A 15,849-nucleotide genomic window follows, 5' to 3' on the forward strand; every position below is an offset into this window, starting at 1 on the left:
TACAATTGAATAGCTTCTTCATGCAGACAATATTCATTCTATTTGTCATACATAAAAACTCTGCTTTATGCTTTTGACTTGTAATTATTCACTCTACACACAAGTATTTTTTACACAGAACACTTTATCCAACACTTAGCTTATAGGCATTGCCTCTTATATGCCATCTCTTAACCCCATCGTCTTTATTGGCTAGCTCCACTGCCTAATTTTAACATCCGCAACACTTTTTATATTTTTTACCTGACCCACACGGACAAGGAGCATTTCTTCCTATTTTAGGGGCAATACGCCTATATGTTCCAGAAATATTGGGCTGATCTTTTATCAACGTAGGGATTTCAAAAGTATACCCTGCATACGAAATTGCTTGTAATCCAAATTCAAAATGGGGAGGAGTTGGAAACAAATAGTTTTTTTCTTTAATCACCTCAAAAGTATGATTGACGCTATTACTCTTTAGCAAGTCCAATAGTGTTTGTAAACTAATTACAGGAATATCTGAATTGTATACTCTAATCCCCTTTTTTGAAACAACACATCCCATAACTACTGGCAAGTTATCCGATGTAACAAATCCGAACACTTTGTTACAGAATTCAAAGCAATTTTTTTGTGCATATGTTAGCATATCCGACACCTGTTCACACCCGTGCTCCAAATCCTGAACCCTTGCAAATACCTCGGATGTTGAATCCGCTTCAACAAGCCATTTTAATTCACATATAAGAATGTAATTGTATTCTTTATCCCATATAGCATAATCTACATCTGGAAGGGTGCCGGGAAGTGATTTATTCTTTGCCACTAATACAGTAGATATTTTTTCCGTAACAGCATCAAGTTCATCTTGCATAATTCCTTCCCGTAAATTTGTCAAGTCAAAGTATGATTTATCTCTCAGTTTATGGATAAGTGAGATTAGGTTTCTTTCTGGTCTGCTTGCTAAAATCAAATGAGGAGCAAGGGCTAATCTATCCTTGTCAATTTCGACAAAAGGTTGATATACAATATCGTTGTTTTTCAAGCCACTATTATATGTTAGTAATTTTAATATGGCAGATATTCTATCTTTAGAGAGTTTAGTTTTATCTGCAATGACTTGCACAAATTCAGTCGATGATTTTATAAGAACTGCTTCTTGAACAGCAGCGCCAGGAACTCCGCTTTTCAAGCAAGCTACCATATGAATAAAACAAAGTGTCGCTATCGCTATCCAAAACTGCTTGAAATCTTTTACTGAAAACTTGTCAAATTCCCATTCTTCTGGTAATTCACTAGTATTAATCCATTGCCGCTCCATCATTTCATAAAAAGGATTCCATATTTTTTTCATCGGAACTATAGGAAATGCATCCATCTTGAAACTTAATAGAATCTATAAGTTTACTGTTTGCCAATGACAAATCCTGACCAGTCATAAACTTAGTTCCCATTACCTGATCTCTAAATATTGATTCTGCCATATCAGATATTATAATATTCCTATTTTGGGGATTGTCTAAGAATGTTATCTTACTTTGTATTTCATTTACACTTGCAGAAAAATGGCCTCTCGAATAGCTGGTATACGCACTATAAATGGGTGAATATTGCTTTGCTTGAAGCTGCAATAGCTTTGCAGCATCTATATATCGCTCGGGTATAATATTCATATCCAAAGTATCAGTGTCTTTATGCGAACAGTCTTGGAATATCCATTGAATTAAAACATTTAATGAATCTAATTGTTCTCGGATTAGCATTGAATACTCCAAGTTATCACCTATCAGTGCAAGATTCGTTATGCCACCCAAGCGGCAAGCATCCTCAAAGACGATTAATGCATTATATAATGCTGTTTTTCTATTTAAAGAAAATAACGGATCTTGTTTATGGTAGGCATCAATAATTTTCTCAACATCACGAATGTATTCTGCCATATTGGCCCCCTTCTAAAGTGTTGCTATTAACTATATATGAGCGATTTACCGCTTAAATATTATTCCAGTTAACAACTTGTATATACAATAAGTATTGCCTAACTCTATCTAACCCACTGTTTATAAACGCTCACAACATACTTGAGCTATAAATTTCTTAATTTCATCATATACTTTATTGTCTAAATCTGGATACGTCTCTAACACCTTATTCACCCAATCAGGTCCATGCCCTCCTACTTGTTTAACAAAGCATTCTAATTCACCTACTGGGACAATAAATATTCCAGCATTCCTTATCACCTGATCCAGTCTCTGAAATGCTACCGTTGCATCACCACTTGGCAATGCTGTTATTCCATTTCTTTTCAAAGCTTCCCACTTTGACTCTGTTTTCAGTTCTGCCTTTATTGTATTTATTTCTTTTAACGATAAATTTGGATTTTCAGATTCATTAACAATTTGAGAAACCATACCCAATAATTTATTTTTATCCACTGCTTCCTTGGAGCTATGTAAATTTGATGCTATTATATTATAGTCTTTTTTTATACTCTCCCAATCTACATCAAAAGATGTCGCAATACCCTTAAAAATGCATTCATCATTCAACACATCCAGATCAGGGATTAACTTTACATCTATATCTAATGACCGCAAGGCACTAGCGATTTTTGCCATTCTATGTTTTCCACCACAATGAATAAATAATGTTTCTGAATATTTTCCAACTTTGTATTTAAGATGATGTTCTATAACAGAGTACATCTTGCAGTCAGAATCGCTCTCACACAACATAACTTCTTTATGAAATAAACTCGTCATGATATTGGAATACTTTAATAGTGGATCATTCCATATCTCAGAGAACTTTTCATTATCCAAAACAGAAATCGAATTATAATCTCCCGCCCTTTTTATTCTCACTATTTTTATCCTATCTGGACAAACTTCTAGTAACCCTTTAATAATTTCTTCACTGTGAGTTGATATAAACGCTTGCTGATCCGCCTGCAATGTCTCACCTATTATACGCCCCATTATATTCGCCTGAGGAGGATGTAGAAACGATTCAGGTTCATCTATTAAAAAAGTAGAATAATAATCCAACATTAAATACAATAATATTCCTGTAAAACTTTTTATCCCATCCCCTTGATCCTGAACCTGTTTATATGTTTCTAAAATTTCTGAATATGCTTCCTGACGTAGTTGTTCATCATCAAATTCCGTATCGAATTTCACAACATCGCCTATACACAATGGTATATTACTACCATTCTGTGTAAAAGGGATTAAATCTTTACCGAACGCCTTTTTAAAATTTTCACTTAGTCAAATTCTATATTTTCCATTAAAAGCAGCATAATGAATTGGATGCCTTTTTTCCGCATTTCTCGAAATCAATTCAGGAGGATTACAAATGGATAATCTGCTCATAGTGTCTAAATAAGCAACAAATATATCTCTTATTTGTCCATACCGCTTTTCTTTAGCATAATCCTGCACACTATACGAATTAAAATAGAAGCCCATTCCCGAAAATTCTTTATAAGCCCCCATGTTTTTTATATGCGATATTGTGGGTAAAAATTTATCAAGATCAACATCGTACTTAACGATATCTATATCTTCAACTACCATCGTAGGAACTTTTCTATCACACAGTTCATATATATCTTTTAATGTTTGACTTTTCCCTACGTTATTAGCACCTACAAATACAACTATATCATTTGCATTTATCTCTACACTCTGATTATTGTTGAATGTTATTTTTGAAATATATCCACCACTCATTTAGTATTCTTTGCTCCTCTCTTACTAACGGTAAAATGACAGACCTACGATCGTCGTAAACACACCAACTTTCCATGCAATTAGAGATAATAATATCAATGACAGCAACATCAATGAAAACATTACTTTTCTATACATAATTTATCCTTTACTTATAAGTCTTGCTACAGGTATAAGGTCTGTAAAAACGCTCCCAATAATATTCCCACACACAGGGCATTCTACCTCTTCACGTTCACGGTTGCCCTCCCATATAGATCTATCATCATATTCCGAAATGGAACCACATTTATCACAAGTCACTCTATGAATCATATCGACATACCATTTGTTTTGTCGTATATTTTAATATTAAGCATTATAACATACAGTCATTTTTCAATCAACATTATATAGCAAATCATAACATGCCTATGAAATTACCTATATCCACCAATTGCCAGCCCGGGAGGGCTGGCAATCACATCACATCACATCCATATAAACATCCTATCTACAAATCCCCAAACAAATCCTTCTCATACATACCGTCCTCAATCATCCCCTTAAAGCTCTCCTTAACAGCCTCAACATCCTCCTTATACGTCATACCATACCAGGTATCATTCGTCCGGAGAACCTTAACCGTCATCTTCTTCTCATCCAGAAGTTCTCCTATAAATGTAGGAATAAGGAACTCTGCCTTAAGTGGATCAGTCGGAACCTCCGTCTCAAAGAACTCCGCAAATCCTGCCTCCAACATATCCAAGAATTCCAGTGTCAGTCCCCACATGTTCATGGACACCAGAGACTCCGTATCAATGGCTGTGCCGTCCGTCTCTGCACCGTCCACAGTCTTGACGATATTCTTGGTCTCCACCACCTCTGTCAGATTATTCTGATCGTCCATCTTGCAAATGCCTCTGGTCACACCACCATTATCAGACAATGTATTCTTAAGTACGAATCCAGCCATACATGACTGTCCTCCATTCACCAGATACTCATGAACCAACCTGAAGCCTTCCTTGCCATAATAATCATCTGCATTGATCACGACAAATGGTGTCTTCAGCACGGCTTTAGCTGCAAGCACGGCCTGTCCTGTTCCCCATGGCTTTGTTCTGTCTGTCGGCAGCTCCCCTGGAATATCCTCGATATTCTGGAATGCATAATCAACCGTAACGCCAGATTTCCCGCAAATGGCGGCAATCCGATCACCTATAACAGATCTAAATTCTCTCTCGATATCCTTGCGAATAATAAATACGACATGATTAAATCCTGCCTCTATGGCATCATGAATTGAATAATCCATGATAATGTGATTACCATCATCTACAGGCTCCAGCTGTTTTATTCCTGTTCCAAACCTTGAACCGATTCCTGCCGCCATTATAAGTAAAGTTGTCTCCATTTGTTTTCTCCTCATTAGTAAGTAATAAGTTTATGTTCATCTTTATTATCTACAAATAAACTCAAATAATGATATATACTATTTGTTACTATCGCAACTGCCCCAATTATTTAGTACAGCACAGGCATATTTAAATAAATATATTCATTTGCACCTGACACCTCAGACTGCCTATCACCAGATATTCGTGGACAGCCTTGAAGCCTTCTTTGCCATAGTAATCATCTGCATTGATCACAATGAACGGGGTATCAATCACATTTTTCGCTACAAGCACAGCCTGTCCAGTTCCCCCTCGGTTTTGTACGGCCTGCCTGAAGTTCTCCCGGAATATCATTGATATCCTAGAAAGCATAGTCCACAGTTACATTATGAGAGGAGCAAATAGAGGCAATACGATTACCGATGACCTCTTTGAACTCCTCCTCGATATCCTTGCGAATAATAAAGACCACATGGTTGAAGCCTGCCTCAATCGCATCGTGAATCGAGTAATCCATGATGATATTGTTCACGTCATCAACTGGTTCCAACTGCTTGATTCCTATTCCGAAGCGGCTGCCGATTCCAGCAGCCATGATAAGTAATGTTGTGGTCATTTTTTCCTTTTTCCCTCTATTCTTTTTCTTTTAAACAATCCATTTCCCCACAAATGGAATCCTATTTACAATACTTGTAACAATATAGCCACATACAAAAATCATAGCAGAACAAAAAATGGTATTTATTGCCTGAAAAACTCCTTTTAGATGCCCTCAAATATTATTTTCTCGTAACGAAGCACTCCAGTATATCATCCACATTACTTGAAGTGATTTCTGTTTGGCAGTAATTTATATATGTATCAAAACTGGTGTGCTCAACTTTTGAAAAATCAATTATGCTCAGTTTATTTATAATATCCTCAGAAAATCTTTTCTTGATTACTTTATTACCAACATATATCGAATACGGCGGAACATCCTTTGTGACAATCGCTCTTGCACCAATAACACTACCTTTACCAATAGTTACTCCGGGCATAATAAGCGCATCATATCCAATCCAAACATCATCTTCTATGATAATGGAGTGATTCACGGGGTTATTAGTTTTTTGTTTATAAACTTTTGATTGAAAAGGATATGTAGATATCCTCTTGTAATTATGCTCGCCCCCCCCCATAAAAATAACCTTGGGTCCTATCGAACAGTAGTTTCCAATTTTAATACAAGAATCATCTGCCATTAAAATAGCAGTTATTCCTCCATAAGTACCTTTTCCAACTGAAACCTGAGCAAAGTTAAAAGCATTCACAATACTAGTTTCATTATGAACATTTCTTTTTCTCCACTCTTTTTTCTTTAGCCATAATTTTATTTTATCAAACATAAGTTCATCCCTCAAATAATTCCTTTAATATAAATTGAAATTTTTCTTTTTAACGAGCTATCATACTCTAAGCTTTTATCGTAGAATTTCTTATAATTATTTTTTCCCGATTTTTTCAATTCATTTCCCGCATCCTGTAACGCACTAGCCATAACATGCATCATTTTAGGGTATTTTTTCTGAAAAGATGGATGCTTCTGTAAAATTAAATCACAGGCTTTATAAAGTTTTTCAGGATTACTACTTATAGAATCATTTCCGATTTTATAATCAACCAGTCCATCATCAAGACAATAAATTCGATACTTTTCTGCAATTCTGACCAGCATTTCAAACTCCTGAAAGCGTGGCATCGAAGTATCAAATGGACATTTTTCAAATACTTCTTTTTTTGCTAATAGGCTTTGTGTCCCTATTCCAAACAAGTTTTCGACGGGATTCAAAAAGCCCTCACTTATTGAATCTGGCAATAGCTGAGTTTTTCCATTCGCATAATATTTGACAAGTTTACAAAAAACAAGATCTGCACCTGATGTTTCCATCACCTTTATCTGTTTTTCTAATTTGTCTTGATGCCAAATATCATCGCTATCATGAAAGGCAACAAGTTCTCCTTGCGAGAGCTCAACCCCCTTATTTCTAGCCGCACAAGCTCCTGCATTTTCTTGATAAAAATATTTTAATCTCGGATCCTCAATTTCACGAACCACTTTAGAAGTTTGATCAGTGGAGCCGTCATCAACAACAATTAACTCAATATCCTCATATGTTTGGCCTAAAACACTATTAATCGCTTCTTTTATAATATTTTCTCTGTTATAGGCTGGCATCACTACCGAAATCACACATAATCACCCCTTTACAACAATTTTCTTTACAAATCGTACTGCATCTTTAAAATAACGTGACTTAAAATATGCCAGCAAATATAGAACATTAGGAATTATAACACAAATAACTGCATATATAATAAGCCCCAGAATTCCAGACACATTAACGAAGTTACAAATCTCATAAGTGACAAAGCAAACTATAATTGTAACCACTGCATAAAATACTTCGTCACGCATATAACGCAAAAAGCTTTTTCCTTTGAAATAATTATCAAATACAATCTTTGTACTCCAAGGAAAGCCAATAAATAGAATTGATATTGCTGTCGCAATAACAATTCCAAAAACGCCAAAATTTTTTACAAGGACATAATTCAACGCTATATTGGCAATTGCTTCAACAGACGCTCGGATTCGATCTTTCCACCAAAGGCCTGCGGCATCGGCATACTGACTTTTAATATCTCCAATTGTCCAAACATAAAAATATATGCAAATTGCAATCACGACATCAAATGAAAACATCGCCTTTTCTCCAACCCAAATTCTCATAAAAGGCTGAAAAAGGCAAAGCATACAAACCGTGCACCAACCGCATAGCCACTCATATATAAATGTAAACAAATTTAAATTCTTATAATTTTTTTCTACGCTTTCAATAGCAACGCTGTTACCAACACTCGCACTCATAGAAACCGTAAATACATCCAGGATTCCTCTTACTGAACTCATGACATAATAGTAGTTGCTATATATGCCAACTGGCGTTAACCCCAAAAACATAGATATGAAAATATTATCACATGAATTGCGTGTCACACCGCAAATTTTGTGAATAAGCAATCCCTTTGTTTTTTCAATAATATCTTCCTTATATTTCTTATCGAGCTTTCCGTGGCACTCAAATTGAGGATAATATTTTTTTGCCAGAAATTCACACAGCAAGTTATCCAGCAAAGACATCAACGGTAAAACCACAATAAAGATATAGTACTGCTTCAGGAGAAGCAATCCCACAATCTGGATAAAGCTACTGATGATTTTATTAATCATTGCAACTTTACTAATAATGTCCTGCCTTTGCACAGCTGAAAGCAAAGATTTTTTATAAGCAAATAAGAAATAGCTACAGGACGTATTAAGAAGATAAATTATATAAACAACATATATGTTAACATCGCTCGGACAAGATCCTGAAATCAAGTACTTCAGAAAAGGAATCAGTGCAACACCAATTATCAGCACAATACTACCAATGCAGCGATATATTTTTTTGTAGAACTGGAGCAATGCGCATACAACATCGTTATCATTCTCTGCCAGCGGCTTATACATGCTATAAACAATTGCACTAGAAAATCCCAGTTCCGCTAAGCTCAAGACTTGTAATATAGAAGAAAACAGTCCGTTTATGCCAACATATTCAACCCCCAACACATAAATCAAAACTGTTCTGGTAATAAACGGAAGGAGTATTGTAATGAACTTATTTACAATTCCCCATATAGCATTTCTCCTTGTATTTTTTATTCGATCACTCTTAAGACTCATTTATTTTATCCTTTCGCAAGCATGTCCCCAGTTCGTTATAAAACCGTCTTTATCCTGTTTACTGTAGGGAAACTTATAGGACTGTTTATGAATAATAGTATCTTTTGTAATTTTTTCAAAGAATTCAAGAGTATATCTTTTATTTCTCTCAACAAAAAGACTAAATACTTCCGGATTATTCTCAGGGATCAAATCTATTTCATGTTTCGCGCGTGAAAATTCATCATATGCAACTGCTATTAAATAATCAAACAAAAAATAATCTACAGCCACAGAATGCTTTCTCCAATATTCAATAAGTGCATCCAGAACAAATGAAACAATAATATCATCGGGCTCTGCTTTAAAAAAGTAGGTTGTCCATTTACCCTCTGATATTAATTTTCTCTGATTATATCCATCGGCTTTTTTCTTATTTGAATAAAAAGAACTCGCTCTTATACTTTCAGGAAGCTGATTTGTCATAAAAATTGTGGCATCCATCCAGACTCCTCCATATTTTTTTATTAGAGCCAGTCTTAAAATATCCGAAAAGTGCGCAAATCCTATTTCCTTACGATTAAATTTCTCTATAATTTCCTGTGGTAGTTCAACATAGTCCCAAACTGTCTCACTATTTAGTAAATGATATTCATAATATTTATTATTAATATATAGTCTTTGGCTTGCTATACACTCTTGAACTATTTGAGGTGCATTTTTTATGTCTTGCCACCATATCACCCATACATGTATCTTAGCATTATTTGTGATTTTACCGTCAAATACACAAGTATCTTTTTTATATTTGTCTACAGTTATCTGTACGTCCTTTTTAATTATCTTTAGTAAATAGTTCTTGTAAAATACTGTCTTATAACTGGTTACCATATCAACAATATTTAAAACCAAGATAATTAAACCAGTAAATAATCCAAATTCCTTTCTAACTTCCCCGTTGTTTTTCACCCAAGGATCATTAATAATAGAACTTAGTTTTCGTTTAATTCTATTTATTATTCGCACCCTATATTCCTCCATTTGTTAGCAATGGCTCTTGTCTATTAATCGATACTCTCTAATCCTGAAAAGCAAGCCATCAAAGTAAAATTACAATAAATCATAAATACATTTTGTTCCATCAGACCATCAACAACAAATAGCGCGGCTATAATCATCAAGATATACTCTCGTTGTTTTCCAATTTTCCTAAACAAGAGAACTACAGCTATCGCAAACAAAACAGTGACAATATATCCCCGATACAAAAGCAAGTTCAAATACGCCGAATCAAGTATCACAGACGACTTACCTGTCTGAGCTGAAACAACAGAACTTACAAACTCAATATCTGAACCAAACGGTTGAATTCCATACTGTTGATAAATATTGTATGCCGATGAAAAACGTGTTGCAAACGTCAAATCTGCTAATATTCCGTTTGATCCGACTTGCCCCATAGAATTCATTAAATAAATTGAAACTGCAAAAACAGCCACTATTGCCAATTTTAATAGGTTAATCAGCCTTTCTGCATTAACCTTTTTCATTACTTCATACAACAAATAAATTACAGCAAATGCTAATATTACAATTGAACTCGTCCTTGACGCCGTTAATATAAATACAATCACGCCAACTATTATATCAACACAAATCAGTTTAGCCGGTGATTTTCTTTTTCTATTCATATACAGCCATAGAAAAAGAGTCGTCATTACATAGGCTGCAAAATTGTTAGGATGTGAGGTTCCCATTGTATGTCCATACAATACGCCCGTTGCATATGTAAAGCGTATTTGATTATCATTGACAGCTCCAATTATTGTTGCAAGAATCAATAGCGCTACTGAAAAAAAAGCTGCTTTGTAGAATGCTCTTACGATTTCATCATAATCAATTCCTGGCGCCAATAGAATAAACGCGGCTGTATAAGCAAGTGCATTACTGTGTATTACGCTTGATGAATATAAAGTGCAGCTAATTATCAGCACAGTTATTAATTGATGCCATGTTCTCTTTTTTATAAACCCTAGCATGAATCGCACGCATAATAAGAAAGGAATAAAATATGTCAATATAATCTGTGCTGCATTTTTTAAAATGGAGAATGGATAGTTCCATTGTACTCCTAAAATTGTGTAATTTAGTAAAATGTACAGTACTAGAGCATACAAATACAATTGATTTGATGTAACTTTTCCAAATTCTCTGGTTGTCATGATTAAATTTCTCTTTCTTAGATATTCGATTCTTTCACAAATTACATAAATACAATAGTTGATTCACGCACTCTTAAATATCTTTCTTAATAAAAAGACAATATAAAAATATTAACCTCTATTATACTTTTCCATAGCATTTTGTAATTGCTCAAGATAAGCATAGCCATGCTTTTCGTCCGGTTCTAAATACGCTCCCTCTGCCCACTCATTCCAAGCATTAATAAAGACAAGCGGAAGATCATTCTTTTCTCTCATCTGGTTAAAGAGAGCCTTTGCGCAGTTTCCAAATTTCTCCGGATTTCCTCCTTTAAAAACAAAGCCATTTTTTCGCCTTGCAGTGTTATCCCAATCTGTAAACAACCCCTGCACAATCTTCTGGGAATGTGGGCCATTCAGGATATCTGCGCATTCTTTATCATAGCTAAAAATTGACAACGGCTTATCATTTCCGGCCACTTTTTTTCTACTCTTCACAAATGCATAGATTGGCTTTTCCAATTTAACTTTCTTCAGAATTCGATAAGCAATCTGGAGACGCCTAATTTTATTTAAATCTTTTTCTGCATACTGCTTTGAAAAGTATGGTTCAAATTTAACTTGATAATCGAAATCTCTATCATTGTAAGATGGTGAAAAATACCATCCCGAATTCTGGATCATTAAGCAAATCCGATTGAAGCCAAACTTTTTAATTTCCGACTGCCAATAAGTTACCATACGATGCAAATCAGGAATCTCTTCAGGTTTATAAATAAGAAAAACCGGATCGCCATTCAGGGTAATATATCGTTCATCTTTGAAAAACTGAACCATATAAAGCAAGTGCTTTTTCCAATCATCTTCTGTGCCGTAATCCTGCTCGGCAATAATCTCCTGATTACCGCCATCCCATCGCTTACTCCAGTTCTCATTTGCCCAAGACATGCAAAATGGGATATCAACATCTTTATTTTGCAACATTTGCTCTAGTGGTTTTTCAAGCAGCTTCTTTCCGTCTTTAAACCAGTAGTGATAGTAGCAAAAGCCAAACACACCATACTTCTTCGCCAAATTCGCCTGCCAAATTTTAACATCGTCATCTAGCAAGTTATAATAGTTTTCATTTAACGGAACTTTTGGCTGATAATGCCCCTCAAATAGCGGAGTAGCCTTTTTCGTATTTACCCATTCCGTGAATCCTTTTCCCCAAAATTTATCGTTTTCCGGAATGGCATGATACTGAGGTAAATAAAACGCAATTGTTTTAATTTTATTATTTGATAATATCTCTGCCATTTTTAGTTCTCACTTTCCAATTCATCGACGCATGATTTGATTGCATCTAAGTAACCGTACTGATTTTTCATATCAGGCTCTAAATATCCACCTTCTGACCATTCATTCCATGCAAAAATGAAAATATAGTCAGACTTGTATTCATCCCGTGCTCTTTTCAGCTGTTTTCCAAAATACTCTTTAAACTTTTCAGGTGTTGCCCCAGTCAAAACACGACCTTTTTCTTTATATCTCGGTGTATTATCCCAGTCCACAAATGCCCCTGGAATCATTCCCGGCTCTGCTTTTCTATTTAGAACTGTATTCCACACTTCGTCATACGATAATTTCTGCAGTTTTGCCTTTTTAGCAGACTTAAAGCTTTTCAAATGATCCCTTGCCCATGTCTGTACATTCTGCTTAATAACGCTCATCTGCTTCTGCATCCAAGAGCTCATATCATAAAACGCAAAGCCTGGCTGATATTCAATCTGGTATTTAAACATCGACTTATCGACGCTCTTCTCAGCATAAAAAGAAACATGCTGTGCTGCAAAAACCAGCCCGTCAAAGCCCTCTTCTTGAGCACGTTTATTATAATAAGCCAGTCTTGCACTCAGCTCTGTAATATACTGTGGACGATAAATCACAAAAAGCGGTTTATTACCCTCCTTTATGTATCTCTCGTCCTTAAAGAACGGAAGCAAATACTGGAAATGTCTCTCCCATTCTTCTTTATCACCGTACTCCTGCTTGATTAAGGTCTTTCGATCAGACTCAGTTTCCGCAGCCCAAGCATTTGTCCATGTTTCGTTTGCCCAGCAAAAGCAAAATGGCAAATCACAGTTTTTATCTTTCAGATAAATCTCCATCGGCTTTTCAAGAAGCATTTTGCTTCCAAACCAATAGTGGTAGCAGCAGAAACCGTATACGCCGTGTTCTTTTGCAATTTCAGTCTGCCACTCCAGAGTTTTCTCATTCAAAAGGTTATAATAATTATTGTTAAGCGGAATTCTTGGCTGGTTATGCCCCTCAAAAAGTGGTTTGGCAGCTTTCATGTTATTCCACTCAGTAAAGCCTTGTCCCCACCATTCATTATTTTCTGGCGTTTCATGGAACTGTGGCAGATAGAATGCAATTACTTTCATTTCTTCTTCCTTTACTTTTTAATCTTTGTAAGTAGCTTTTTAATCTTCAAATTTTTACTCAGGCCTGTGCTAACCATCACTCGTTTAACCTTATCCATAATGGCTTCTTTTTTAGAATATGGAATATACTTATCAATTAATTCTGTATATGAAAGTTTTCCATAATCACTCCAAAATTCTGCACGGGCCTTATTTTTTACTGCGGATTCGTAAATCATATCTCCGTCATTCTTATTCGTAACCGCTGTTTTCGTTTTTACAGCAGTTACTTGAGCCTCGATTTGTTTCCACAAATCAGTTGCCTTTTGTGTGCGAACATACACATTGGACAGCCCCATATCATCATCTTTAAAGTCATACTGTCCAGCTGACTTAAAAGAATCAAATAGTGTAAAATCACTCACACGATCTTCTTCTTTAAAACTGCAGGCATAGCAAGATGGCCGTGATGTAAACCCGGCAAACCATAATCTCGGATAAGATTTCACCAATCGTCTGCTGTGAATTAACTTTCCATTTGAAAAACGAACTGCGATCGTGGACAAGTGATGCCCTAAAACTTTGCTTCTAAAATATATATTCTGAATATCACTTTCGTATTTTTCTGAGAGTGCAGCCTTATAGTCTTCAAACAGCTTTGGCGATGGAACGCCATGACAAACCAAATCAAGGAGAATTAGATTTGCGTCTTCTCTATTAATATACGCTCTAAGTCCTGCTACTTGACAAGGCGTACCAGAAAACAAAACGATTCTATCCGCTTTTAAATACTTGTCCACCTGTTTAAATGTATCACCCAAATCGCTTTGCACATACTTGGACATTCTCAATTTTTCTAAATCTGCTTCGTGTTCTATAGCTGTATGTTTAACCCTAAGTTCTTCATCATATGCCGCACCAAAAACTACGCCATTTTTTTCCAAAACATAATGAGCTATGACGCTAAACAGACCACCTGACGCACTTGCCTCACGCTGATTCTTATCGTTATTTATAGCAATATATGAATCAACTACTGAATTTTTCTTTTGCTTATTCGTGATAGGACATGTCCTTACACATTTTCCGCATTCCACGCACCGATTTCTATCAATAACTGGATATTTAAATCCTTCCTCATCAGCGCACATTGATATTGCTTCTTTTGGACAACAGACCATACAAGCTGTACAGCCTGAGCAGTGCTCTTTCTCAACTAATTTAATCATTCCTGTGTACCCTTTAAGCATATTATTGCTCTTTCAAAATACTCTCGTGAACTTTTTCTAAAATCATTTAGCCTCTTATTAACATCAGACCAGTCCACTTGATATGCGAGTGCTGCTTCCGGGGTAATTGAGTTTTCAAACAAGCGGTTGGACAAACCAACGATTGAAAGAATATTTTTTACTCTCGAATTCATAGAGCTTTTCTGGCTATCTGAGAATCTCATAAATGTAAAGAAGTTCTTATTATACATTATCGAGAAAATCGTTCCATGAAAAGAATCCGTACATACATATGTAGCATACCTAATAAAATTGACAAACTCTTTTGGCCCAACTTCTAAATAGTCAATATCGCCAAAGTCATCATCACTTTTAATATACTCATCAATGTGTTTAACTGCTAGGATTTTGCAGCCCGTTTTCTGTGCTAATTTTTTTGCAAACTCTCGTTGGCTTGGATTATTGCCAATAAAGTAGCAGAAAATATACTTTTCACTCACAAACGGACAATCTCCACTAAGCTCATCCCATCTCTTCCGGTCTGTCAGCACAGTAGGATCACAACAGACTTCAGCCTTTTTCCTCGTCAATTTTTCGACAATCTCTGCCCCCTGTTCCTCTCTAACAGAGATCATATTGAATCGAGACAGGTATTCTTTTGTCTTCTTTACTTGGCTCGCAGGTATCTCTGATACACCAAAGCTCGAAGCGTATGTTACTTTAGGGCGACGAGAATCCACCCAAGTTAATGTATAATAATCTCCACCAAGTAACATTGGATTCCATACCTGATCGCTTCCCAAAATGAAAGCATCAAATTTCTTTGTGTAATCAATAAGCTGTTTTCTGCCGCTTAAGCACGGTGTAAATACAAAATTATCTTTCAGAAAATTCGAAAAAGCTCTATTTCTTCCAGAAATAATCGGTTTTAATTTGGGATTAGTCTTTCCTTCAATTACACGCCAGACATCTTTCATCTTTGCCATGAGGAGCGGCAGATTAAATATTCTAAGAGCTTGCTTGACAACATTACGCTTTTTATAATAGATTAATTCATTATCAACCCCTGCTGCAAACAACTCCTGCTGCAAGGCATATGCTTGCAATATACTTCCATAGTTATAGTTTCTCACAGAAACTAGACCAACTTTTTTCATCTTTC

Annotated in this window: 12 protein-coding genes and 3 pseudogenes; all 15 read right to left on the reverse strand. The window is 35.6% G+C overall.

The genetic code is table 11. The features are described from left to right. Window positions 1-211: 211 nt before the first annotated feature. Window positions 212-307, reverse strand: a pseudogene (locus ABUA31_RS05715) (SEC-C metal-binding domain-containing protein); the annotation flags it as partial. A 1,000-nt stretch (window positions 308-1,307) separates the two neighbouring features. Then, window positions 1,308-1,922: a hypothetical protein gene (locus ABUA31_RS05720; RefSeq protein WP_349818872.1), complete on the reverse strand. Its 615-nt coding sequence runs from the start codon at window positions 1,920-1,922 to the stop codon at window positions 1,308-1,310. Window positions 1,923-2,042: 120 nt separating this feature from the next. Next, window positions 2,043-3,167, reverse strand: coding sequence for an AAA family ATPase (locus tag ABUA31_RS05725; RefSeq protein ID WP_349818873.1), 1,125 nt, complete (start codon window positions 3,165-3,167; stop codon window positions 2,043-2,045). Window positions 3,168-3,257: 90 nt separating this feature from the next. Further along, window positions 3,258-3,722 (reverse strand): hypothetical protein, encoded by a 465-nt coding sequence (locus ABUA31_RS05730; protein WP_349818874.1) that lies wholly within the window; start codon window positions 3,720-3,722, stop codon window positions 3,258-3,260. 493 nt (window positions 3,723-4,215) lie between these two features. Further along, the gene (locus ABUA31_RS05735; RefSeq protein WP_349818875.1) at window positions 4,216-5,118 is read right to left on the reverse strand and encodes a sugar phosphate nucleotidyltransferase; all 903 of its coding nucleotides are present in this window, start codon (window positions 5,116-5,118) and stop codon (window positions 4,216-4,218) included. Window positions 5,119-5,275: 157 nt separating this feature from the next. Beyond that, a pseudogene (locus tag ABUA31_RS05740) lies at window positions 5,276-5,717 on the reverse strand (sugar phosphate nucleotidyltransferase); the annotation flags it as partial. 286 nt (window positions 5,718-6,003) lie between these two features. Continuing rightward, window positions 6,004-6,180 (reverse strand): annotated as a pseudogene (locus ABUA31_RS14385) (DapH/DapD/GlmU-related protein); the annotation flags it as partial. A gap of 320 nt (window positions 6,181-6,500) precedes the next feature. Then, a complete protein-coding gene (locus ABUA31_RS05750; protein ID WP_117550453.1) occupies window positions 6,501-7,334 on the reverse strand; it encodes a glycosyltransferase family 2 protein in 834 nt (277 codons plus the stop codon). Window positions 7,335-7,340: 6 nt separating this feature from the next. Next, window positions 7,341-8,873, reverse strand: coding sequence for an MATE family efflux transporter (locus ABUA31_RS05755; protein WP_117875256.1), 1,533 nt, complete (start codon window positions 8,871-8,873; stop codon window positions 7,341-7,343). Beyond that, the gene (locus tag ABUA31_RS05760; protein WP_158547601.1) at window positions 8,874-9,878 is read right to left on the reverse strand and encodes a capsular polysaccharide synthesis protein; all 1,005 of its coding nucleotides are present in this window, start codon (window positions 9,876-9,878) and stop codon (window positions 8,874-8,876) included. Window positions 9,879-9,916: 38 nt separating this feature from the next. After that, on the reverse strand, window positions 9,917-11,074 hold the full coding sequence (locus ABUA31_RS05765) for an O-antigen ligase family protein (protein ID WP_117550447.1): 1,158 nt from the start codon (window positions 11,072-11,074) through the stop codon (window positions 9,917-9,919). Window positions 11,075-11,185: 111 nt separating this feature from the next. Then, window positions 11,186-12,352 carry a glycosyltransferase WbsX family protein gene (locus ABUA31_RS05770; RefSeq protein ID WP_117550445.1) on the reverse strand — a complete coding sequence of 389 codons (1,167 nt, stop codon included), beginning with the start codon at window positions 12,350-12,352 and terminating at the stop codon, window positions 11,186-11,188. Window positions 12,353-12,354: 2 nt separating this feature from the next. Then, window positions 12,355-13,479, reverse strand: a complete 1,125-nt coding sequence (locus tag ABUA31_RS05775; RefSeq protein ID WP_117550443.1) for a glycosyltransferase WbsX family protein — start codon at window positions 13,477-13,479, stop codon at window positions 12,355-12,357. A gap of 11 nt (window positions 13,480-13,490) precedes the next feature. Then, window positions 13,491-14,687, reverse strand: coding sequence for a Coenzyme F420 hydrogenase/dehydrogenase, beta subunit C-terminal domain (locus ABUA31_RS05780; RefSeq protein ID WP_158547600.1), 1,197 nt, complete (start codon window positions 14,685-14,687; stop codon window positions 13,491-13,493). Further along, entirely contained in the window at window positions 14,684-15,844 is a 1,161-nt protein-coding gene (locus tag ABUA31_RS05785) for a polysaccharide pyruvyl transferase family protein (protein WP_117550439.1), read from the reverse strand. The genes ABUA31_RS05780 and ABUA31_RS05785 overlap by 4 nt, the downstream gene beginning before the upstream one ends. Between the last annotated feature and the right edge of the window lie 5 nt (window positions 15,845-15,849).

Origin of the sequence: Coprococcus sp. RTP31081st1_H1_RTP31081_211007 (assembly GCF_040227275.1) — a bacterium.
In the GTDB taxonomy this organism is placed as follows: domain Bacteria; phylum Bacillota; class Clostridia; order Lachnospirales; family Lachnospiraceae; genus Coprococcus; species Coprococcus aceti.

Coding starts and splice junctions, on each gene's coding strand:
- ABUA31_RS05755 (WP_117875256.1), bottom strand. CDS start 8,873: ATGAGTCTTAAGAGTGATCGAATAAAAAATACAAGGAGAAATGCTATA.
- ABUA31_RS05765 (WP_117550447.1), bottom strand. CDS start 11,074: ATGACAACCAGAGAATTTGGAAAAGTTACATCAAATCAATTGTATTTG.
- ABUA31_RS05735 (WP_349818875.1), bottom strand. CDS start 5,118: ATGGAGACAACTTTACTTATAATGGCGGCAGGAATCGGTTCAAGGTTT.
- ABUA31_RS05785 (WP_117550439.1), bottom strand. CDS start 15,844: ATGAAAAAAGTTGGTCTAGTTTCTGTGAGAAACTATAACTATGGAAGT.
- ABUA31_RS05770 (WP_117550445.1), bottom strand. CDS start 12,352: ATGGCAGAGATATTATCAAATAATAAAATTAAAACAATTGCGTTTTAT.
- ABUA31_RS05720 (WP_349818872.1), bottom strand. CDS start 1,922: ATGGCAGAATACATTCGTGATGTTGAGAAAATTATTGATGCCTACCAT.
- ABUA31_RS05730 (WP_349818874.1), bottom strand. CDS start 3,722: ATGAGTGGTGGATATATTTCAAAAATAACATTCAACAATAATCAGAGT.
- ABUA31_RS05780 (WP_158547600.1), bottom strand. CDS start 14,687: ATGATTAAATTAGTTGAGAAAGAGCACTGCTCAGGCTGTACAGCTTGT.
- ABUA31_RS05775 (WP_117550443.1), bottom strand. CDS start 13,479: ATGAAAGTAATTGCATTCTATCTGCCACAGTTCCATGAAACGCCAGAA.